Raw genomic sequence first — 19,893 nt, 5'->3', positions numbered from 1 at the left:
GGCGGGGCCTAGTAGACGCCGCACATGCCGTCGATGGAGACCTCTTCGATCAGGTCGTCCGCCTCGATCAGCGACTGTTCGTCTGCGTTCTCCTCGTCCTGGATCTCGGTGGCCGGGACGGACGAGGTGGCGTGAAGCTGGCTCATGCGACTCTCCTTGGCAACGCTCCCATCGGACCCCTGGAGACTAATGGCACCAAGTGCCGAAAGTGAAGAGTCCGTACCGATGCACCCCGATGTCATAGTGATAGGGGCCGGCGGCAGCGGTTCGGCACTCGCGGCCCGGCTGACCGAGGACCCCGAACGGACCGTGCTGGTACTGGAGTCCGGCCCGGTGCCGGGCCAACTCTCGGCGTTCCCACCGGAGTTGCTGGACGCACGGCTCGTGCCCGGCGCCCAGCCCGGGAACCCCGCGGTCCAGCCGTACCCGGCGCACCTCACACCCCACCGGCCGTACACGGTCGTCCGGGGCCGCTTCCTCGGCGGCTCGACCACCGTCAACGGCGGGTACTTCGTCCGGGCCCGGCGCGAGGACTTCGACCGGTGGTCGACGGCGGGCGGTGCGGCCTGGTCGTACGACGGCGTACTGCCGTTCCTCCGGGCCCTGGAGACCGACCTCGACCACGGCGCCGACGAGTCGCACGGGGCGAACGGCCCGGTCCGGGTCCGGCGTACGGATCTACGGCACCCCGCAGCAGCCGCGTTCCGGGAGGCGGCCCACCACCTGGGCTTTCCCGCGGAGCCGGACAAGAACGCCCAGCAGGCACCGGGATTCGGCCCGGTCCCGAGCAACACGGTCGACGGGGTACGCCTCAACACCGGCGTCAGCTATCTGTTGCCGGCACTCGACCGGCCCAACCTGACGGTGAGGGGCGGGAGTACGGTCCACCGGATCATCGTGGAGCACGGCCGCGCGACCGGCGTGACAGTCGAGCACGAGGGACGTATCGAGACCGTGAAGTGCGGCGAAGTCGTCCTGTGCGCAGGGGCGTTGCGCTCCCCGCATCTGCTCCACCTCTCGGGCATCGGCCCGCGCGACGACCTGGACCGTCTCGGCATCCCCGTCGTCCGGGACGCCCCCGCCGTCGGGGTCCGGTTCGGCGATCACCCCCAGGTCGTACTGGAGTGGACGCCCCGCTCCCCCCTCCCGGAACCGGCCGACTCCTGGCTCGGCGGCGCCCTGCACCTGCCGTCGTCGGACGGCGCCCATCCGGACGGCGACCTGGAGATCCTTCAGTCACTCGTCCCCCTGCCCGGCCTGACCGGCGGCACGGTGACCGTCCCGGGCGAGCCGCTGGCCCCCCTCGCGTTCCTCGTGTCGGTCCAGTCCCCCGCCCTCGGGGGCCGCATGCGCACCCGCTCCGCCGACCCGGCCGTACCCCCGCGCCTCGACTACAACTACCTGCGCACCCCCGAGGACAGCCGCCGGATGCGCGAGGCGATCCGCACGACCGCCGCGCTGCTCGCCACCCCCGCCTTCGACAAGGTGTCCGCAGGACTGGTGGACCCGGCCCCCGAGACACTGGACGACGACCGCTCACTCGACACCTGGATCCACGCCCACCTGGGCACGTCCCACCACACCTGCGCCACGGTCCCGATGGGCCCCGCGGTCGACCCGTACGGCAGGGTCCACGGCGTCCGCGCCCTGCGGGTCGCGGACACCTCGATCCTGCCGTCGGCTCCCCTGCGGGGCCCGGCGGCGACGGCGGTCCTCATCGGCGAGCTGATCGGAGCGGCGATGCGGTGAGCTCCGCTGGTTGGGCGGTTCTTCGTCTGCGGGCCGGTGGGGGCTGGTCGCGCAGTTCCCCGCGCCCCTAAAAGACCTGGCCCTGCGGGCCGAAAAGCACGGGGCGCAGCCCCTGCTTTTCAGGGGCGCGGGGAACTGCGCGAGCAACCCCCACCGGCCCGCAGCCAACGGAATCGGGACGGACGGGTCTTTGAGGGGCGCGGGGAACTGCGCGACCAGCCCCACCGGGCCCGCAGACGACATCAAACCCCGTCAAACCCCACCGCAAGCTGCCGCATCGCCTGATCCAACAGCCCCCCAAGACTGGCCTCCTCATCACTCAACCAGTGCTCATACGCGGCAATACACGCAGCCAACGCCGCATGCCCCAGCAACCGAGGCAGCAGATCGGAAACCGGCCGCCCCATCCGCCGCGCCGCGAACGCAGTGACATGCGCCCGCCACGTCGTGTATCGCACCGTCGAGTCCGCCTGAAGCGTCGGCACCCGCAAGATGAGCATCATCCGCTGCCGATGCCACGGCACCACCGCCGGATCGAAGCGATTGAACTCGACCACCGCACCACGCAACGCGTCCATCAGCGGAGCGTCCGGATCGGTCCCCGCCAGCAACTGCTCGAACCTCAGCAGCTGATCCTCGAAGTCGCCCCACACAAGGTCGTTCTTGGACGCGAAATAGCGGAAGAAGGTACGCCGGCCGATGCCGGCGGCCGCCGCGATGTCATCGACGGTCGTGGCGTCGAAGCCCTGCCGGGCGAACAGCTCGAACCCCAGCTGTTCGAGCGCGGCCCGCGAGGTCACCCTGGGCCGCCCCGTACGGCTCACCCCCGCCGCTCCACCCGCCACGCTCTCCCGCCGTCCCGTGTCAGCAACCACACCGCACATCATGCATCGGACGAGCCCCCGGACACCCCGCCCCGGCGGCAACGCGGGGAATCGGGGAATCATCGCAGGCCGACCACTGTTGTCGGGCACAGCAGCGGCTGTACGGATCCCGTTGTACGAATCCCAAGGAGGCCGGGCGTGTACGGCGACCCAGAGACCATCCGCAAGATCCTGACCGAGGCGGGCGACACCTGGGCGATCGTGGGCCTGTCGTCGAACGAGCAGCGGGCCGCGTACGGCGTGGCCAAGGTCCTCCAGCGCCACGGCAAGCGGATCATCCCCGTCCATCCGAAGGCCGAGACGGTCCACGGCGAGCAGGGCTACGCCTCGCTGGCCGACATCCCCTCCGACATCGGCGTCGATGTCGTCGACGTGTTCGTGAACAGCGACCTCGCCGGTCCGGTCGCCGACGAGGCCGCCGCCATCGGCGCCAAGGCCGTCTGGTTCCAGCTCGGTGTGATCGACGAGGCGGCCTACGACCGCACCCGCGCCGCCGGGCTCGACATGGTCATGGACCGCTGCCCGGCGATCGAACTCGACTCCGCACGTTGATTCCTGTCCGTGCGCAAGCGGATGCGTATGCACATCCGCAGGACAGCGAGGCCATCGGGCCGGCGCTGCCCCTTCGGCCCGGCTCTCACAGCTCGGTCTTGGGGCTGCTGTTGCTGGGGTCCAGGAACAGTTTCCAGAGGGCGGTGATGAGGACGGCCCACTCCGACGCCTGGTTGTCGCCCCTCTGCTGCGCTATCCCCAGCAGGTCACTGTTGCTCGATTCGAACTCCGGGTTGTTGACGGGGGCGTCGTTGCTGTCGGGGCCGGGGGTCGTCGGCCCTTCGGCGGGCTGGTCGGCCAGTTCCTCGGCGGTGGGCGTCTCCTCCGTGACCTTCAGATCGGCGGCGCCAGCCGTCGGGTTGGGGCAGGTGATGGCGCCCCCGCTCTCCCGGCACACGGGGGCGGGCACGGGCATGGTCACGTCCGATGCGTTGGGACCCTCCAGGTACTGATAGAGGTGGAAGTCCGTGTAGTGGTTGGGGGTGTAGAAGATGAAGCCGTTGACGTTGTCCCGGACGATCCGCTCGTCACCGCGATTCGTGCCCCGGGTCGGCCGGATGTCGATGTCGTACTCGAGCAGCTGCGGCTCCTGCGTCCCGGGGATGTTCCGGATGAACTCGGTGAGATCCCCGGACGCGGCGTCGAGGAAGAAGCCTCCGCGCATGATGAAGCCGACCCGGTTCGTCGCCGAGTTCGTGGGGTCGTTGGGGTCGGACATGTCGATCCGGTCGGTCCGCCTGCCGAAGGGGAAGCCCCGGCTCATCCAGTAGGCGATCGCGGTGTCCAGCTTCTCCGTCGGGAACTGGAAGACCTTGCCGTCGTCGACGGCGGCGCTCGCCCGCTGTCCCTGCGACGTGACGAACCACGTTCCGCCGCCCAGCAGTGTCGCCACGGCGAGGAAGACCGCCAGGAACTTCCCGCTGAGCAACCGGGATCGCCGCTTGTGCGCACGTACGCCGGACGCCCGTCCAGCGTCGGGCGGTGGGGTCATGTCCATTGCTTGCTCCCTGGATCGCGATCTTGTTGACCGTGGTCTCGACGGCCGCGCCGGCTCCGCGAGGCATCACTTGAATCACAGCAACCCCACAGGCCACATACTCGGAGACGGAGCGCTTCCGGGGCCAGGGTCATTTGTCCCAACCGCCGAGTAAATCTCGAGGTGTTGCCGGACGTGTGAGATGGGCCTGGGCATGGTCCGCCCCGGCGGCGCGGTCAGCCGGGTCGGTGTACCGCAGCACGGCGAGGTCCCCTTCGGCGGCGGTCACCGACTGGGAGCGGCGGACGTTCCGATGCTCGCCGTCGCCATGGTCGCCGACGCCGGCGTCGTCACCGGTCCCGGCCGCGCGAAGCGGTCGCCCTCACCCACAGCCAGGGCGTCGCTCCTGCTGCGAGCTACGCGGACACCGCGACCACGTGCTTGCCGACGACGCCGCCGCGCTCGAACGCCTGATGCGCCGCGGCGATGTCCGCGAACGGGTACACGCTGTCGACCACCGGGCGCAGCGCACCCGAAGTGACATGGCCGGCCACGTCACGCAGCACGGCGGTGTCGGGGTTGGCGCTGAAGGTGCGGATGCGGCGGGAGCCGTGCACGCTGGACGCGGCGATCGCGGCCAGGGCACCGGCCGACAGTCCGACGGTGACCATCCGGCCCCCCTTGGCCAACCGGCTCCGGTAGCAGTGCAGTTCCGAGCCGACGGTGTCGACTACGACGTCGAACGGCCCGATCCGGTCCGAGGTGGTGGAGCCGTAGTCCAGCACTTCGTCGGCGCCGAGTTCCGCGAGGATCGGGGCATGGCGGTCGCGGGCCAGCGCGGTCACGTGACAGCCCAGCGCGTGTGCCAGCTGTACGGCGGCCGTGCCGACGCCGCCGGCCGCGCCCCGGACCAGGACCCTCTCCCCGCTCACCGCGTGCACGCTGTCCCGCAGCGCGATCAGCGCCGTGGCTCCCGTGACGACCAGGGAGGCCGCTTCGACCGGCGAGATGTTCACCGGGGCATGCGCGACGCGGTCCGCGGACACCACGACGTACTCGGCCGCTCCACCGGTGGTGTGCCGCTGCCGGGGATGCACCATGCCCCACACCCGGTCCCCGACCCGGTGACCCGCGACATCGGCGCCGGTCTCGACGACGGTGCCCGCGAAGTCCAGGCCCACACCGATCGGGAACCGCCGCCCCGACACCATCTTCAGCTCCCCCGCGCGGACGATCACGTCATGCCCGTTCACGCTGGACGCCTCGACCGCCACCAGGACTTCGCCGGCTCCGGGCGCGGGACGTTCGACGTCATTGACCCGCAAGACATCCGCAGCACCGAAACTCGTGATCTGAACGGCCTTCATGTCGCTGTCCTTCCGTGACCCGCTGTGTGGTTGATCCGATGCTGGACCCTCCACGCGGCATCACGGTCGTTCCCCTTTTCCTGGGTCCGCCAGACCCACCCTCACCAGACGCGTCGGCGGCATACTGACGCCGTGACCGATGCCCCCTTCGTCATGAGCGATGACCCCAGGCGCGAACTCGCCGAGTTCCTGCGCACCCGCCGAACCCGCCTGCGCCCGCAGGACGTCGGCCTGGAACCCGGCCCGAGGCGACGAGTCGCCGGGCTGCGGCGGGAGGAGCTGGCCCTGCTGGCCGGAGTGAGTTCGGACTACTACCAGCGCATGGAGCAGGGACGCGACGTACGGCCCTCGGAGCAGGTCCTGGACGCCCTCGCGCGCGCCCTCAACTTCTCCGCCGAGGAGTCCCGGTATCTGCACAGTCTCGCCGCCGCCGCACGCACCCCGGCCCGCAGCCCGCGTCCGTACGTGCCGGAGGAGGTCCCGGACACCACCCTGCGACTGCTGCGCACGATGCCCTCGCCCGCTCTCGTCGTCGGCAGTTTCCTGGACGTGCTGGCCTGGAGCCCGCTCGCCGGCGCCCTGCTGGGCGACTTCACGCACCAGCCCCCAACGAGGCGAAACCTGCTGTCGCTGTTCCTGCATCCCGAGGCCGACCAGACCTGCCCGGACCGGGCAGCCACCGTCGCGGAGCTGATCGGAATGCTGCGGACACAGGTCGCCGCCGATCCAGGGAACCCGCGCGCCGTCGAGCTGGTGGGTGAACTCGCCGTCCACAGCGACGAGTTCGCCGCCCTGTGGGCCCGCCATGACGTCGAGGAAGCCATCCGCGGCCACATGCGCATCAACCACCCCCTGGTCGGCGAACTCAACCTCGACTGGGACGCCTACCCGATACCGGGCAACCCCGGCCCCGTGCTCATCGTCTGCACCGCCGCCGAGAACAGCCCCGACGCCGAACGACTCCAACTCCTCGCCGGCCTGCTGTCGCCTGGGCCGCGATCACAGTCGTGACCGCTCACCGGACGACGCACGGCCTGCTCAGGGAGAACAGCTGTTCCCTGCCCGTTCCTCAGGAAGGTGCCCGGAGCGCGTCCACCGGTTCCATCCGGGCCGCGCGCAGCGACGGGTAGAGACCGGCGAGCAGGCCGACGAGGGCCCCGGCGAGCGGGGCGCCGAGGGCGAGGTTCAGGTCCAGGACCGGGGTCCATTCCTTGAAGACGGCGACACACACCACGACTGCGATGCCCAGGGCCGCGCCGACGATGCCCCCGAGGAGGCCGATCGTCGTCGACTCGAGGAGGAACTGGCCGGCCACCTGCCGTCGCGAGGCACCCAGCGCCCGCCGCAGCCCGATTTCGCCGACCCTTTCCATCACCGTCACCAGGGTGACGTTGGCGATGCCGATCGCGCCCACCACCAGCGAGACCAGGCCGAGGACGAGGAAGAGGCCGTTGACGTCGTTCTGGACACCGTCGCGGGCCTTGGACAGGTCCGGCGGCGCCGCCACGGCGAGGGAGTTCCGCTGTCCGGGGGCCAGGGCGATCGGGGCCTGGCGCGCCACCTGCCGGGCCGCGCCGAGCGCGGTGTTGATGAGCACCTGGGTGACGTCCTCCAGGCCGAGGCGGTCCGCGGCGGTGGTGGGCGGGAGTATCACCGCGGTGGACAGGCGCTGCTCGCGCTTCACACCGCCGAGGATGCCGATGACGGTGTACGACTGGCCCTGGAAGAAGACCGCCGGGGAGTCCTGCACCCGGCTGATGCCGAGCAACCGTGCCGCCTGGTCGCCGAGGACCGCCACCTGGGCGTGCCGGGCGATGTCGCCGGCGTCGTAGAACCGTCCCGAGGTCATCGCGCCGCGTACGCCGGCGGGCAGGCCTGCCGAGGCGGCCACCACGGCCAGGGTCTGGCCGGAGACGTCGCCGGGCGCCTTCACGTCGTTGGACCGCACCTGGACGCTGTTGGTCAGCGGGGAGTCGGCGAGGGCGGCGGCCGAGTCCACACCGGCCAGCCGCCGGACCGCGTCGATCCCCGACCAGTCCACCAGCGGCTCGTCGTCCGAACCGGCCGGCACGGGCGGCACGGTCACGGTCACCGAGGTCGCGGTGAGCGCGTCGAACCGGCCGACGATCTGGTTGCCGGCCGTGGAGGCCACCCCGATGGTGATGACCAGCGTGGTGATGCCGAGCACGGTGCCGAGTGTGGTCAGGGCGGACCGTACGGGGCGGGCCATGACGCCCGCGAGAGCTTCCGTCCACAGGTCACGCGGGTCCATCCAGGGGCGTTCGACACGTGCCCCGGCCCCGGCCGATGCGGGTTTCACTCGGTCTCCAGGGTGAGGCGGCCGTCGGTGATGCGGACACGCTGGCCCGCGCGGCGACTGACCGTCTCGTCGTGGGTGATGAGCACCAGGGTCATGCCCTGGGCGCACAGGTCGTCGAAGAGTTCCAGTACGGAGAGGGTGTTCTCGCTGTCCAGGTTGCCGGTCGGCTCGTCGCAGAGCAGCAGCGCGGGATCGCTGATCAACGCCCGTGCGATGGCGACGCGTTGGCGTTCGCCGCCGGAGAGCCGGTCGGGTCTGAAGCCCGACCGGTGCCCGAGCCCGACCCGCTCCAGCGCCTCCCGGGCGCGGGCGAGCCGGGTACCGCGCCCGAGTCCCGGGCGTGGCCTGCGGTACGCCTCGGCCAGCATGACGTTCTCGTCGACGGTGCGGTACGGGAGGAGGTGGAAGGACTGGAACACGAAGCCGATGCGGCTGCCGCGCAGCGCGGTGCGTTCGAGGTCGCCGAGCCCGGTGGTCTCGACGCCGTCGAGCCGGTAGGTACCAGAGGTGGGCCGGTCGAGCAGGCCCAGCGTGTTGAGCAGCGTCGACTTCCCCGAGCCGGAAGGGCCGACGATCGAGAGGTGCTCGCCGCGCCGAACGGTCAGATTCACGCCGCGCAGTGCGTGCACCGGGGGCTCGGAGTCGAAGGTCCGCTCCACACCGGTGAGTTGGATGACGGCGTCGACATCGGCGGGGCCAGGGACGACGTCGGCATCGGCATCGGCAGGGCCGGGGACGGCGGGAGCGAGCCCGGGACCGGGGGCCGAGGTCACTCGCCCACCACCACCTTGTCGCCCTGCTCCAGCGTGCCGCTGGTCGCCTTCACCTCGACCAGACCGGCCGCGGAGAGCCCGACGGTGACATGGACGTCGCTCAGCCTGCCGCCGCGCTCGACCTGCACCCGTACCTTTCCGTCGGACGAGGTACGGATCGCGGCGAGCGGCACGACCAGCACCTTGCCGTCCGAGGCCCCGATCTTGATGGTCACCTTCACCGCGGCCTCGGCCTCGTCGGCCAGTTCGCCGGAGTCGGGCACGGAGATCCGCAGCTGGACCGGGGCCGAGGAGCCGGTGGCGGAGGTGCCGGAGGCTTCGTCCTCGGTGCCCTCCGCCGCCGTCCCCCCGGCTCCCTCGCTGTCCTCGCCCGAGCCCGTCGCCCCCGTCGTCGAGGACGTGGCGTCGGCGCCGAGGGCCGACACCGTACCCGCCGCCTTCTTGCCGTCCGTCGTCGTCAGCTCGACGGCCATGCCCTTCCTCAGCAGTTCGGCGTCCGCGCCGGGGACGACCGCCTGCACCTCCAGGTCGGAGCTGGTCACGGTGCCGATCGGACCGGACGCGGTGTCCCCTGTCTTCACGGTCACCTTGTTCAGCCGTACGGGCAGCTTCGGGAAGAAGACGACCTCACCGGCCGGGACCTTCGTCCCGTAGGAGGCCTGGAAGGTGCTGAGCGCGGCGTTCGCCATGTCCAGCGACTTCCTCGCGGATTCGATCTGTAGTAGGTGGATCTGCGCGTCGGTGCTGGACTGCGGGTTCGGCGAGCCCGTACTGGCGTTCGCCCCCGCCCCTGTCTCCGTGCCGCCGCTGCCGGCACTCGCGCTGTCGGTCGTGAGCAGCGTCTGCTGGGCGGCGGACACCGCCTGCTGCAACTGGCCCAGTTGCTGCTCGTCGTCCGCGCTGGGCTTCTGCGCCTCGTACCCCTTGCTCGTGTACCAGCTGGTGACCGCCGCCGCGGTGCCCTGGCGGTAGGTGCCGCTGATCGACCCGGGATCGAAGCCGAGCCGCCGCAACGCCCTCTGGAGCTGGTTCACATCGTCGCCGGAGGCGCCCGGGCCCAACGCGCGGTACATCGGTACGGAGCCGCTCAGCGCGAACACCGGACGGCCGTTGACCGTCATCAGTACGTCGCCCTCCTTGACCTTGGTACCGGCGACCGGTGCCTTGGTGATCCGCTGCTCCGCGCCCTCGCCGCCCGCGGACGCGGCCGCACCGGTGCCGACGGCGCCGGCCAGCGCGAGCGGACGCGGCGAGGCGAACTCGACGGACCCCGACGCCACCACGGTCGCGGTGAGGGACTGCCGCTGGACGGCCACGGTCACCGGGCCGGCCTTCGGCGCGGTGTGCGCGGCGGCGGCGTCGGCGGGCGAGCGCACCTGCGTACCGGCGATCCATCCGCCCGCGCCGACCAGGACCACCGCGCCGACCAGCGCGCCCAGTTGCTTACGGCTGCTGAGTCGGCTCATGCGTTGTCTCCGTAGTACGGGTGGGCCTTCTCCTTGGGGAAGTACGCGGCCCGGAACTTCTTGCCGCACTCCAGGTCCTTCAGGGAGATGCCGATCTCCTTGGTGAGCAGCGGCAGCGCCTCTTCCTTGCTCATGCTGAAGTGGTTGTCCGGAACGTTCTGCTCCAGCCGCACCATGTCGGACATGCCGGTCGGCTGGGTGGTGCTGACCGGGATGCCCTGCGCTTTCAGGCAGGCGGCGAAGTCCTGTGCGAGCTGCACCAGTTGGGCGTCGCCGTTGAGCTCGAGACCGTTCGCGCGGTTCGCCTCCGCCTTGGCGTTCTCCGCCTTTTTCTGCTCGGCGGCGCTCAGCGCGTGTCCGTTCACGGCTGTCGACGCCTTGAGTTCGCAGCCGCCGATCTTCTCGTCCGCCTTGGACTCGGCCTGGGGGCCCGCCAGCGCCTCCTGGTACGCCTTCTGCTGGGCGGGGGTGAGCCCCTTCTCGTCGTCGTCGGCGACGGCGTCGGTCCGCTTTTGTCCCGCCTTCCCTCCGGGGTTGCTGAAGGGGGCATTGGGGTCGTCGGGGTAGACGGCGGCGGCGTAGTTGCCGAACCCGTATTTCTCCCGGGACTTCTTCGCCGCCGCGTAGTCCTCCGCGTCCAGCCCGGCGAAGGAGTCGTCGCCGCTCGCCGTCACCACGTGCGGTGTGTAGGTGAAGCCCTGCTTCTTCATACAGGCCGCGATGGTGTTCTCCGTGATGTACAGCTTCTTGGTGTCGTCGTCCGCGCCGGACGGGACGGTGAGCTGCACCGCCCCGTCGGCGTTCGTCGTACTGTCGTTCGCCGCGTTCGCTTCGCTGCCGCCCGACGAACCGGAGCTCGCGCCGGTCTTGTCGTCCGAACCGCCGCAGGCGGCCAGGAGCGGCAGCAGGCCGATCGCCAGGACGGTGGCCACGGAGACACGGAGCCTCTTGGGCATGTTCGGGTGTGTGTTCATGGTGGATCAGGCTGGCCCCGCGGTGTGATGGGAACTGGCCCGGAGTGTGATCAAACGGCAACAGCCGATGCCGCGGCGACAGGACGCCGGGTCCGCACTCCCGCCCGCGAGTATGTGATCGTCCGGTAACAGCACCGGCCCGGCCTGGTGTTGTACGGATACTGAGCACATGCCACGTGTCCTGCTCATCGAAGACGACCGCGCCGTTCGTGAGGGTGTCCAACTCGCGCTGCGCCGCCAGGGGCACGACGTCGCCGCCGCCGGGACGGGCGAGGACGGGCTGGATCAGCTGCGGTCGTTCCGGCCGGACGTCGTCGTCCTCGATCTGATGCTGCCCGGCATGTCCGGGCTCGACGTGTGCCGCCGGATCCGCGGGGCCGACGACCAGGTTCCGATCATCATGGCGACGGCCCGGGGCGACGACGTGGACATCGTGGTCGGACTCGAAGCGGGAGCCGACGACTACGTCGTCAAGCCCGTCCAGGCCCGCGTCCTCGAAGCCCGTATCCGTGCCGTCCTGCGCCGGGTCGGCGGCACATCCGCCGACGGAGCCGCGCCGAAGACCGAGACGCACGGGGAACTGGCCATCGACCGGGCCGCGCTGACCGTCACCCACCAGGGCGCACCAGTCGCCCTCGCCCCCTCCGAACTACGGCTCCTGCTGACCCTCTCCGCCTCGCCCGGTCAGGTGTTCAGCCGGCAGCAGCTCCTGGAAGCCGTCTGGGAACACAGCTACCACGGTGACTCACGGCTGGTGGACGCCTGCGTCAAACGGCTGCGCACCAAGATGGGCGAGCCCTCTGGACAGCCGCGCTACATACAGACAGTGCGCGGCTTCGGCTACCAGTTCAGAACCCGGTGAAGGCGCCCCCGCCGCTGCGCGGCCTGCGCGTCCGACTGCTGGTGGCCTTCCTGCTGGTCGCCGGAGTCGCCACCCTGACCACCGGCGCCCTGACATTCCGGGAAGCGCGCACGGGGGTGCTCCAGCAGAGCCAGGACGGAGTGATCGCGCAGTTCCGCGACCATGTCGGCACCCTCGCCGCCGACCTCGACTTTCCCCCGGACCAGAAGCAACTGGACGTGTTCGCACAGCAGTTGGCACGCTCCGAACCGTCGAAGGACTGGCGCGTGCTGGCCACCTACGGCGGCCTGAGCGCCACCTCAACACCACAGGACCCCTTCGAACAGCTGACGTCCGACCTGCGCGCCGCCGTGGCCTCCGACGGGAGCACCGTCTTCCAGCGGGTGACACGGCACGGCAGCCCCGCACTCGTCGTCGGCCTGCCGGTCACCTTCGGCACCGCGGAGCGGCCCACGTCCGACCCGTCCGGACTCGCCGTCTTCCTGACGGTCCCGCAGACCACCGAACAGGCCTACGTCCAGGCCCTGGTCCCCGCCATCGAGCGAGCCACCGTTCCCGCGCTGGTCCTGGCCGTCCTGCTCGCACTGCTGGCCGCCCGTGGCGTACTGCGGCCGGTACGCGAGCTGCGCCGGGCCACCCGCAGCATCGCCGAGGGCCACCTCGACACCCGGCTCGCCGTCAACGGCTCCGACGAACTCGCCGCCCTCTCCCACACCTTCAACGAGACCGCCGCCGCCCTGGAGGAGTCGGTGACCGAGCTGCGCCGCATGGAGGCACGCGCCCGCCGCTTCGCCGCCGACGTGTCGCACGAACTGCGCACCCCGCTGGCCGCCATGTCGGCGGTCACCGACATCCTCGACGAGGACGCGGCCCATCTCGATCCCGACACCGCCACGGCCGTACGGCTCATCAGCGGGGAAACCGTCAAGCTGGCCCGCCTGGTGGAGGACCTGATGGAGATCTCCCGCTTCGACGCGGGCGCGGCCGGTCTGCACCTGGACGAGATCGACCTCGCGGACTCCGTCCGGCGCACCCTCGCCTCCCGCGCCTGGCTGGACACGGTCGAGACCCGGCTTCCACCGCCGGGCACACTCCGCGGCAGCCTCGACCCGCGCCGCCTCGACGTGATCGTCGCCAACCTGGTCGGGAACGCCCTCCGCCACGGCGGACGCCCCGTACGGTTGCACGTCTACGGGTGGGAACACGCGGACGACGGCCGACGGGCGGTCATCGAGGTGCAGGACAGCGGACCCGGCATCCCGGAAGACGTCCTCCCCCATGTCTTCGACCGCTTCTACAAATCGGACACGGCCCGCACCAGGACCGAGGGCAGCGGCCTCGGACTCGCCATCACCGCGGAGAACGTCCACCTGCACGGCGGCACCATCCAGGCGGCGAACGGCCCGCACGGCGGCGCCGTCTTCACCGTGGAACTCCCCCTGCGACAGGACGAACCACCACCGGAACCGGCCGACCCGGCCGACCCGGCCGAGGGGAGCCATCCGTGAGCCCTGTCCACCGGGCCGCCCGGCCCGCGCTGCTTCTGCTCGCGGGTGTGCTCCTGCTCGGCGCCTGCGGCATCCCCACGACCGGTGTCGTGGGCTCGGGGGAGCCCGCCACTGGTATCCGGTCGACCACCACGCTCTACTTCACGGGCGAGGACGGCCTGGTCGCGGTCCCCCGCAGGCTCCCCCAGCGGCCCGACGTCGCGGCGGCCGTACGGCTGTTGTTCCAGGGCCCGACCAGATCCGAACTGAGCAGAGGTGTGGGCAGCCTGCTGCGGAAGCTGAAGAAGGATCCGACGGTCCGGACCGATGTCGCCAAGGTGTCGATCGAACTGCGCTTCGACGACCCGGCGGATTTCCCGGCGACCGTCAAGCCAATGGTCGGGGATGCCCTCACCCAGGTGGTCTGCACCGCCGCCGGCGCCCGCCACGCCGAAGACCCGGACGTCGTATCGGTGGAGGTGCTCATCACGGCCACCGTGAGAGGCACCAAGACCCAGTGGAGCGCCGAAGGCCACGACGCGACCTGCCCCGCATAGACCCGGAGATCCGCCACCTCGGCTGACGCGAACGAGCCCGGCCCACCGGTACGGACCGGTGGGCCGGGCTCGGGTGACACTGGGGCCGGTTCACCCCACGACATTCACTCCGCGGGCAGGACCGACGAGTGGTGGTTCTGGATGAGCCACTTGCCGCCGATCTTCTCGTACTCGTACGTGTAGCGCGCCTCGACCGTCGACTTCGCACCGGTCGTCGGGTCGGTGACGTGGAACTCGTAGAGCCCGGTGTCGATCGCCGAGTTGTCGTCGAGGATGTTGATGATCGTCTGGAGCTTCTCGCCCACCGGCTTCTTCTTCAGGAAGGTCACGAAGTAGTCCGCGATCTCGGCGTGCGTGGTGCGGATCTTCGGCGAGAGCGTAGGCAGGAGCACGGCGTTCGGCGCGTAGAGGGCGGTGACCTTCTCCGGGTCACCGGTCTGGAGCGTGGCGTTCCAGTGGTCGAAGAGACCCGCGATCTCCGCCTTGCTCGGCAGCGTGTTCTTCGGCTTCGACGTGTGGTGCTCGGGCGACGCGGCGCTGACACCGGCCGTGATGGTACCCGCGGCAACGAGCGCTGCGGCGGTGGCTATCGCGGCACGGCCGCGCAGGTGATGCTTCATCACAACTCCTGTTCGAGGGACTCCTGTTGGGGGCAGGAATGGTTGTCACTTTCACGGAGCCGCGGTAAAGGCCGGGCCATCACATGTCCTCTAAATGGACAAGGAAGTTCCAAATAACGGACAGCGATCATGCGGATACCGAGGGACAGAGCCGAAATCCCTCTCAATCACTCCAAATTCCTCTGCGAGTTGACCAAAGTTCGACTTTTCGGCGCCCTTACTGTGCAGCACCGCCGGATCGATTACGCCTGCGCAGCAGCAGAAGTCCGCCCGCGAGCGCGGTGATCCCGGTCGCGGCGGTCCAGGCGACGACATCCGTCGTACCGGTCGCGGCCAGGTCGTCGCCCGTGCCGCCCTGAGGAGTCGCGCCCCCACCCGGACTGGCACTCGGGGTCGCCCCAGCACCCGAATTCGCACTGGCACTGGCACTCGCACTGGCAGCAGGACTCGGACTCACGCCCGCCCCCACACTGTCGCTCGCACTGGCCCGGTCCCGGCTGAACGCCAGCGTCCCGAAGCCCAGTTGGTCGTAACCACCGCTGTTGGGCCCGTAGTCACCGCCACCGCCCTCGGGTGCCGCCTGGGCGGCGATACGGGTCAGATAGGTCGCCGACAGGCCCCGCCGCTTGGTGTAGTGGTTGGCGATCATGGCCCAGATCGGGCGGGTCATCGCCGGGTCCACGGCGGCGGCCGCGGTCGCGGTCTCGCTGCCCGACCAGCCGTTGATCGCGCCCTTCCTGCGGGTGTTCGCCGTGTACGGCACCTCGCCGCCCATGCTCCACTTGGCCACGTACTGGGCGCCCTTGAGGAACCGGCTGTCGTCGTAGCCGTACAGGTCGATGCCCTGGTTCCAGGCCATCTCGCAGACCGTGCCCATCAGACCGACGCCGAGCAGCGCGTGGCCCTGGTCGCGGCCGGCCTCGACCCACTCGGCGAGCCCCTGATCCTCGTACACGACCGGCATGGCGTTCTTGACCGAGCCCATGCCCGCGCCGTGCTTGAAGTACTCCACGGCCCGGTCGATCTTGGCGCGGTCGTCGCAGAGGATGCCGACGGCCAGGACGCAGGCGATCGCCGTGAGGTCCCAGTTGGCCCAGTAGTTGGTGACGACGGCGTCGTTGTGGTCCGCCAGGAAGTCCTCGCTGAGCGGGCAGAAGACGTCGAGCATCATCTTCTGGAAGCGGGCGAGGTCGAAGTGGGCGTGGTCGCGGACGAGTTCGGCCGCGTTGGCGAACTGGTACCCGTACAGACCCGCCGCGAGGAACCGGTCGGCGGAACCCTGCAACGAGGTCAGCTTCGCCGACCAGGCGTTCAGGATCGCGACGGCGGTGTCGCCGTACGCGCTCTCACCGGTGATGTGCCAGCGCAGGGCGTTCTGGTAGGCGGCGTGGATGTCGTTGTAGAGGATCACGTAGTTCTGCGGCGAGCCCGAGCCCCGGTAGACCGTGGCCTGCGGATTGGCCGTCCAGCCGCTCTGCGCGTGCCGGTTGGCGGTCAGCCGTGCGAAGCCCGCCGTGTACGGCGCCGCCCCGGCCTTCACCTTCTTCGCCATCCGGTCCAGATCCGTACGGGTGTGCAGCAGGCCCGGGTGTACGAGGCTCGCGCCGGCCGCCGTGGCCTGCGGGGCGGCGACGGTCGTACCGATGGCGACGGCGCCCGCCGTCACGCCGGTGAACTTCAGCATGCCGCGACGGCTGATCTGTGTGTTCAAAGCTGCGGTCCTTGATTTGGAGGGGGGTGAGGCGCGTACGGAGAGGAGACGCGCCTCAGGACCGCCGATAACGAAAAGTGCGGGTTACCCAACCAGGGCGAGCGGTCGACATAATGCTGGAGTGACCTTCGCCTCACCTCCCCCAGGCACGACGCCCAACTCCTCGTCCACGCAACGCTTTCCGGTCGTGATCGTGGGCGCCGGACCCGCCGGGCTCACCGTCGGGAACATCCTGCGGGCCGCCGGCATCGACTGTGTGGTGCTGGAGACGGAGAGCCGGGCGTTCATCGAACAGCACCCCCGGGCCGGATTCATCGAGGAGTGGGCGGTCCGCGCGCTCCAACAGCGGGGCCTGGCCGACACGTTGCTGGAGCGGGCCGGTACGCACACGAAGTGCGAGTTCCGCTTCGGCGGCCGACGCCACCGCTTCGAGTACGCCGAACTGTCGGGCCACCGCCACTTCGCCTATCCCCAGCCGCTGTTGGTGACGGACCTGGTGCGCGAGTACGCGGACGTACGCGGCGGCGACATCCGCTTCGGCGTCAAGGACGTCCTCGTCCACGACCTCGACACCGACCAGCCCTCGGTGTCGTACATCTCGGCCGAGACGGGCCAACGGGAGTACGTACAGGGCGAGTTCATCGCGGGCTGCGACGGCGCGCGCGGTGTGACCCGTACGGCGATCCCGGCGGCGCACGCCCGAGTCGCGCGGCACGACTACGGCATCGGCTGGCTGGCCCTGCTCGCCGAGGCGCCGCCGTCCAACGACTGCGTGATGTTCGGCATCCATCCGCGCGGCTTCGCCGGGCACATGGCCCGGGGTCCCGAGGTCACCCGCTACTACCTCGAGTGCCCGCCCGGCGACGACCCGGAGAACTGGCCGGACGACCGCGTCTGGGCCGAACTCCACGAAAGACTGAGCGCGTTGGGGGCGCCCCCGCTCAACGAGGGCCGCCTGATCGAGAAGCGTGTCCTCGACATGCACAACTACGTGGTGGAACCCATGCAGTTCGGTCGGCTGTTCCTGGCCGGCGACGCGGCTCATCTCACCGCGCCCATCGCCGCCAAGGGCATGAACCTCGCCCTGCACGACGCCTTCCTGCTCGGCGACGGACTCGTCGAGTACCTCACGAAGGGCGACCCGGACGCCCTGAACGGCTACTCGGACGCGTGTCTGCGCCGCGTCTGGCAGTACCAGGAGTTCTCCCTGTGGCTGTCGGACATCTACCACGGGGCGTCGTCGGGCGACCCGTTCCGCTCCGGCACGACCCTGGCCCGCCTCCGCCGCATCCTCAACTCCCCTGCGGCGGCAGCCGCGTTCGCCGACGTGTACATCGGCAGGGACGCCGACCACTGACACGGGCTCACCAGGCAGGCCACTGAGGTCAGTTGACGCCCAGCCCGAGCCCCTCCACCACCACCGCACTCGACAGTTCGGCGAACGCCTTCCCCGGCACGAGCAGCTTGCCGCGCCGACGACCACTCCCCACCAGCACCCAGGACAGGTCGACGACGGCCGAGTCGACCAACAGGGGCCAGGATTCCGGGAGTCCGATCGGTGTGATGCCCCCGTACTCCATCCCGCTCTCTCCGACGGCCGTGTCCATCGGCGCGAACGAGGCCTTGCGCGCGCCGAGTTGGCGACGCACCACCCCGTTCACATCGACCCGGGTGGTGGAGAGGACGAGACACGCGGCGAGGGTGGTCTCGCCGCCGCGCTTCCCGGCCACGACCACACAGTTCGCCGACTGCTCCAGCAGTTCCCGCCCGTAGTGCTGCACGAAGACGGCGGTGTCGGCCCACTCCGGGTCGGTGTCGACGTAAAGGATCTGGTCGGCGGAAGTGCTGCCGGCCCACCGGCGTACGGCGTCGGCGACCGGAGCGACGAGTTCGTCGAGGCAGTCGGGGGCCGGGGTCGCGGTGTCGAAGTCTCCGATGGGTGCACGCATGACGGCACGCTAACAGCCCCTGAGTGACCGCCGGCCGGACGGCTCAGCTCACGGGCGGGACCGACACAGACATCATCATCTCCAGCGGAACGGCGCCGTCATTGCCGTACGTATGCGGGACGTTGGCCTCGAAGGTGGCGCTCGCGCCCGCCGGGACCCGGTGCTCGACCCCGTCGACCGTGAGGGTCAGTTCGCCCGCCGTGACGTGGAGGATCTCGAACGTGCCCGCGGGGTGCGGGTCGGACGGGCTGCTCTCGCCGGGCATGAGCCGCCAGTCCCACAGCTCCAGTGGCCCCGGCGCCTCGGTGCCCGCGAGCAGCCGGTTGTAGCTGCCGGCGTCGGTGTGCCACAGCCGTACGGCCTGGTCGGCGGGGACGATACGGACCTTCGGCCCCTGTTCGTAGTCGAGCAGAGTGGTGATGCTGACGCCGAGCGCGTCGCCGATCTTCACGACCGTGCCGAGGCTGGGGTTGGTGCGGGCCTGTTCGATCTGGATGAGCATCCCGCGACTGACCCCGGCCCGCGCGGCGAGCGTCTCCAGGGTGAAACCGCGCTCGGCGCGCCAGCGCTTCACGCTGCGCGCCAGCGACTGGGTCAGCAGGTCGAGATCCGACAACGTTCCACCCTGAGGACAAGATTCCGAGCACAAGACTGATACACGAGACTACTGGTACAAAATTATGAATGACAGAGTCCACTTCACCGCACTACGGTGTGGTGAACCGAATCGTTCACTCCACTGTACTGCGAGGCGTCCCGATGACCGCATTCTTCGCCCTGGCCACCAGCCTCCTCTGGGGGCTGGCCGACTTCGGCGGCGGCCTCCTGACCAGGCGCATGTCCGCGTTGACGGTGGTCGTGGTCTCGCAGTCGATCGCGGCGGTCGTGCTCGGCACGATCGTGGTCCTCACCGGCGGCTGGAGCGAGGCCGGTCCACGGCTGTGGTTCGCGCTCGCCGCGGGCCTGGTCGGACCGGTGGCCCTGCTCTCCTTCTACAAGGCGCTCGCCCTCGGCCCGATGGGGGTCGTCTCCCCACTCGGCTCCCTCGGCGTCGCCGTCCCCATCAGCGTCGGGCTCTTCCTCGGCGAGCGTCCCGGGCTGATCCAGTTCGCCGGGATCGCGGTCGCCGTCGTCGGCGTCGTCCTCGCGGGCGGACCGCAGCTCAGGGGCGCACCCGTGCAACGCCAGGCGATTCTCCTCACCCTGCTCGCGGCGTTCGGCTTCGGCACGGTGTTCGCCCTGATCGCGGAGGCGTCGACCACCCTCACCGGACTGTTCCTCGCGCTCTTCGTCCAGCGCGTCACGAACGTGGCCGTCGGCGGCGCCGCCCTGTACGTCTCGGTCCGCCGGGGCGGCGCGGCCCTCCCGACGGGCGGCTTCCCCTGGCAGTCCCTCCCGGCACTCGCCTTCGTCGGCCTCGCCGACGTCGCCGCCAACGGCACCTACTCGATCGCCGCCCAGCACGGCCCGGTCACGGTGGCCGCCGTACTCGCCTCCCTCTACCCGGTGGTCACGGCCCTGGCAGCACGCGGCTTCCTCAGCGAACGCCTACGCGCGATCCAGGCAACGGGAGCGGGCCTGGCCCTGGTGGGCACACTCATGCTGGCAACGGGCTGAACGGGCAGCCCCGAAGGGGCGCCCGTTCA

At 70.3% G+C, this 19,893-nt stretch carries 20 protein-coding genes; 8 read left to right on the top strand and 12 right to left on the bottom strand.

Annotated elements, in window-relative coordinates:
- Positions 1-8 precede the first annotated feature (8 nt).
- Positions 9-146 carry a mycofactocin precursor MftA gene (mftA, locus tag OG787_RS42030; RefSeq protein ID WP_405538795.1) on the bottom strand — a complete coding sequence of 46 codons (138 nt, stop codon included), beginning with the start codon at positions 144-146 and terminating at the stop codon, positions 9-11.
- 79 nt (positions 147-225) lie between these two features.
- Between mftA and mftG the strand changes: the two genes are divergently transcribed.
- Positions 226-1,749 (top strand): mycofactocin system GMC family oxidoreductase MftG, encoded by a 1,524-nt coding sequence (mftG, locus tag OG787_RS42025; RefSeq protein WP_405538794.1) that lies wholly within the window; start codon positions 226-228, stop codon positions 1,747-1,749.
- 242 nt (positions 1,750-1,991) lie between these two features.
- On the opposite strand, the gene mftR is transcribed toward mftG, so the two are convergent.
- Complete coding sequence (mftR, locus tag OG787_RS42020; RefSeq protein ID WP_405540744.1) at positions 1,992-2,633, bottom strand: mycofactocin system transcriptional regulator; 642 nt, start codon at positions 2,631-2,633, stop codon at positions 1,992-1,994.
- A 138-nt stretch (positions 2,634-2,771) separates the two neighbouring features.
- On the opposite strand from mftR, the gene OG787_RS42015 reads away from it, so the two are divergent.
- Positions 2,772-3,185, top strand: coding sequence for a CoA-binding protein (locus OG787_RS42015; RefSeq protein ID WP_405538793.1), 414 nt, complete (start codon positions 2,772-2,774; stop codon positions 3,183-3,185).
- Positions 3,186-3,270: 85 nt separating this feature from the next.
- Here the strand turns inward: OG787_RS42015 and OG787_RS42010 are convergent, their stop codons facing one another.
- Positions 3,271-4,182, bottom strand: a complete 912-nt coding sequence (locus tag OG787_RS42010; protein ID WP_369032573.1) for a hypothetical protein — start codon at positions 4,180-4,182, stop codon at positions 3,271-3,273.
- A gap of 395 nt (positions 4,183-4,577) precedes the next feature.
- The gene (locus OG787_RS42005; protein ID WP_369032574.1) at positions 4,578-5,528 is read right to left on the bottom strand and encodes an NADP-dependent oxidoreductase; all 951 of its coding nucleotides are present in this window, start codon (positions 5,526-5,528) and stop codon (positions 4,578-4,580) included.
- A gap of 153 nt (positions 5,529-5,681) precedes the next feature.
- Here OG787_RS42005 and OG787_RS42000 point away from each other — a divergent pair, with 153 nt between their 5' ends.
- Positions 5,682-6,539, top strand: coding sequence for a helix-turn-helix transcriptional regulator (locus tag OG787_RS42000; RefSeq protein ID WP_369032637.1), 858 nt, complete (start codon positions 5,682-5,684; stop codon positions 6,537-6,539).
- A gap of 58 nt (positions 6,540-6,597) precedes the next feature.
- Here OG787_RS42000 and OG787_RS41995 read toward each other — a convergent pair whose 3' ends face one another.
- The 4 genes from OG787_RS41995 to OG787_RS41980 are packed head-to-tail and all read right to left on the bottom strand — an operon-like array spanning position 6,598 to position 11,043.
- Positions 6,598-7,848, bottom strand: a complete 1,251-nt coding sequence (locus OG787_RS41995; RefSeq protein ID WP_405538791.1) for an ABC transporter permease — start codon at positions 7,846-7,848, stop codon at positions 6,598-6,600.
- The gene (locus OG787_RS41990) at positions 7,845-8,621 is read right to left on the bottom strand and encodes an ABC transporter ATP-binding protein (protein ID WP_405538790.1); all 777 of its coding nucleotides are present in this window, start codon (positions 8,619-8,621) and stop codon (positions 7,845-7,847) included. Before OG787_RS41990 ends, OG787_RS41995 begins: the two co-directional genes overlap by 4 nt.
- A complete protein-coding gene (locus OG787_RS41985) occupies positions 8,618-10,087 on the bottom strand; it encodes a peptidoglycan-binding protein (protein ID WP_405538789.1) in 1,470 nt (489 codons plus the stop codon). The genes OG787_RS41990 and OG787_RS41985 overlap by 4 nt, the downstream gene beginning before the upstream one ends.
- Complete coding sequence (locus OG787_RS41980; protein ID WP_369032578.1) at positions 10,084-11,043, bottom strand: hypothetical protein; 960 nt, start codon at positions 11,041-11,043, stop codon at positions 10,084-10,086. The genes OG787_RS41985 and OG787_RS41980 overlap by 4 nt, the downstream gene beginning before the upstream one ends.
- Before the next feature lie 187 nt (positions 11,044-11,230).
- On the opposite strand from OG787_RS41980, the gene OG787_RS41975 reads away from it, so the two are divergent.
- The 3 genes from OG787_RS41975 to OG787_RS41965 are packed head-to-tail and all read left to right on the top strand — an operon-like array spanning position 11,231 to position 13,967.
- Positions 11,231-11,923 (top strand): response regulator transcription factor, encoded by a 693-nt coding sequence (locus OG787_RS41975; protein ID WP_405538788.1) that lies wholly within the window; start codon positions 11,231-11,233, stop codon positions 11,921-11,923.
- Positions 11,920-13,431 carry an ATP-binding protein gene (locus tag OG787_RS41970; RefSeq protein WP_405538787.1) on the top strand — a complete coding sequence of 504 codons (1,512 nt, stop codon included), beginning with the start codon at positions 11,920-11,922 and terminating at the stop codon, positions 13,429-13,431. The genes OG787_RS41975 and OG787_RS41970 overlap by 4 nt, the downstream gene beginning before the upstream one ends.
- On the top strand, positions 13,428-13,967 hold the full coding sequence (locus tag OG787_RS41965) for a hypothetical protein (protein ID WP_405538786.1): 540 nt from the start codon (positions 13,428-13,430) through the stop codon (positions 13,965-13,967). Before OG787_RS41970 ends, OG787_RS41965 begins: the two co-directional genes overlap by 4 nt.
- Before the next feature lie 104 nt (positions 13,968-14,071).
- Here OG787_RS41965 and OG787_RS41960 read toward each other — a convergent pair whose 3' ends face one another.
- Positions 14,072-14,587, bottom strand: coding sequence for an SgcJ/EcaC family oxidoreductase (locus OG787_RS41960; RefSeq protein WP_369032582.1), 516 nt, complete (start codon positions 14,585-14,587; stop codon positions 14,072-14,074).
- A 217-nt stretch (positions 14,588-14,804) separates the two neighbouring features.
- The gene (locus tag OG787_RS41955; RefSeq protein ID WP_405540742.1) at positions 14,805-16,271 is read right to left on the bottom strand and encodes an alginate lyase family protein; all 1,467 of its coding nucleotides are present in this window, start codon (positions 16,269-16,271) and stop codon (positions 14,805-14,807) included.
- Positions 16,272-16,419: 148 nt separating this feature from the next.
- Here OG787_RS41955 and OG787_RS41950 point away from each other — a divergent pair, with 148 nt between their 5' ends.
- Positions 16,420-17,655 carry a 4-hydroxybenzoate 3-monooxygenase gene (locus OG787_RS41950; protein WP_405538785.1) on the top strand — a complete coding sequence of 412 codons (1,236 nt, stop codon included), beginning with the start codon at positions 16,420-16,422 and terminating at the stop codon, positions 17,653-17,655.
- Positions 17,656-17,683: 28 nt separating this feature from the next.
- Here OG787_RS41950 and OG787_RS41945 read toward each other — a convergent pair whose 3' ends face one another.
- Together OG787_RS41945 and OG787_RS41940 are read right to left on the bottom strand one after the other, a co-directional pair.
- Positions 17,684-18,247 carry a YbaK/EbsC family protein gene (locus OG787_RS41945; RefSeq protein ID WP_405538783.1) on the bottom strand — a complete coding sequence of 188 codons (564 nt, stop codon included), beginning with the start codon at positions 18,245-18,247 and terminating at the stop codon, positions 17,684-17,686.
- Between the two features lie 43 nt (positions 18,248-18,290).
- Positions 18,291-18,863 carry an XRE family transcriptional regulator gene (locus OG787_RS41940; RefSeq protein ID WP_369032585.1) on the bottom strand — a complete coding sequence of 191 codons (573 nt, stop codon included), beginning with the start codon at positions 18,861-18,863 and terminating at the stop codon, positions 18,291-18,293.
- 143 nt (positions 18,864-19,006) lie between these two features.
- Here OG787_RS41940 and OG787_RS41935 point away from each other — a divergent pair, with 143 nt between their 5' ends.
- Positions 19,007-19,864 carry an EamA family transporter gene (locus OG787_RS41935; RefSeq protein ID WP_369032586.1) on the top strand — a complete coding sequence of 286 codons (858 nt, stop codon included), beginning with the start codon at positions 19,007-19,009 and terminating at the stop codon, positions 19,862-19,864.
- The last annotated feature ends 29 nt before the right edge of the window (positions 19,865-19,893 follow it).

This window comes from Streptomyces sp. NBC_00075 (assembly GCF_045041225.1).
Lineage (GTDB): Bacteria > Actinomycetota > Actinomycetes > Streptomycetales > Streptomycetaceae > Streptomyces > Streptomyces adonidis.
This window is presented reverse-complemented; position numbering and strand designations above follow the sequence as displayed.

Bases quoted from the DNA above. Each gene is read 5' to 3' on its own strand.
- mftA (WP_405538795.1), bottom strand. From the start codon at position 146: ATGAGCCAGCTTCACGCCACCTCGTCCGTCCCGGCCACCGAGATCCAG.
- OG787_RS41975 (WP_405538788.1), top strand. From the start codon at position 11,231: ATGCCACGTGTCCTGCTCATCGAAGACGACCGCGCCGTTCGTGAGGGT.
- mftR (WP_405540744.1), bottom strand. From the start codon at position 2,633: ATGTGCGGTGTGGTTGCTGACACGGGACGGCGGGAGAGCGTGGCGGGT.
- OG787_RS41985 (WP_405538789.1), bottom strand. From the start codon at position 10,087: ATGAGCCGACTCAGCAGCCGTAAGCAACTGGGCGCGCTGGTCGGCGCG.
- OG787_RS42000 (WP_369032637.1), top strand. From the start codon at position 5,682: ATGAGCGATGACCCCAGGCGCGAACTCGCCGAGTTCCTGCGCACCCGC.
- OG787_RS42005 (WP_369032574.1), bottom strand. From the start codon at position 5,528: ATGAAGGCCGTTCAGATCACGAGTTTCGGTGCTGCGGATGTCTTGCGG.
- OG787_RS42010 (WP_369032573.1), bottom strand. From the start codon at position 4,182: ATGGACATGACCCCACCGCCCGACGCTGGACGGGCGTCCGGCGTACGT.
- OG787_RS41935 (WP_369032586.1), top strand. From the start codon at position 19,007: ATGACCGCATTCTTCGCCCTGGCCACCAGCCTCCTCTGGGGGCTGGCC.
- OG787_RS41960 (WP_369032582.1), bottom strand. From the start codon at position 14,587: ATGAAGCATCACCTGCGCGGCCGTGCCGCGATAGCCACCGCCGCAGCG.
- OG787_RS41955 (WP_405540742.1), bottom strand. From the start codon at position 16,271: ATGCTGAAGTTCACCGGCGTGACGGCGGGCGCCGTCGCCATCGGTACG.
- OG787_RS41945 (WP_405538783.1), bottom strand. From the start codon at position 18,247: ATGCGTGCACCCATCGGAGACTTCGACACCGCGACCCCGGCCCCCGAC.
- mftG (WP_405538794.1), top strand. From the start codon at position 226: ATGCACCCCGATGTCATAGTGATAGGGGCCGGCGGCAGCGGTTCGGCA.
- OG787_RS41980 (WP_369032578.1), bottom strand. From the start codon at position 11,043: ATGCCCAAGAGGCTCCGTGTCTCCGTGGCCACCGTCCTGGCGATCGGC.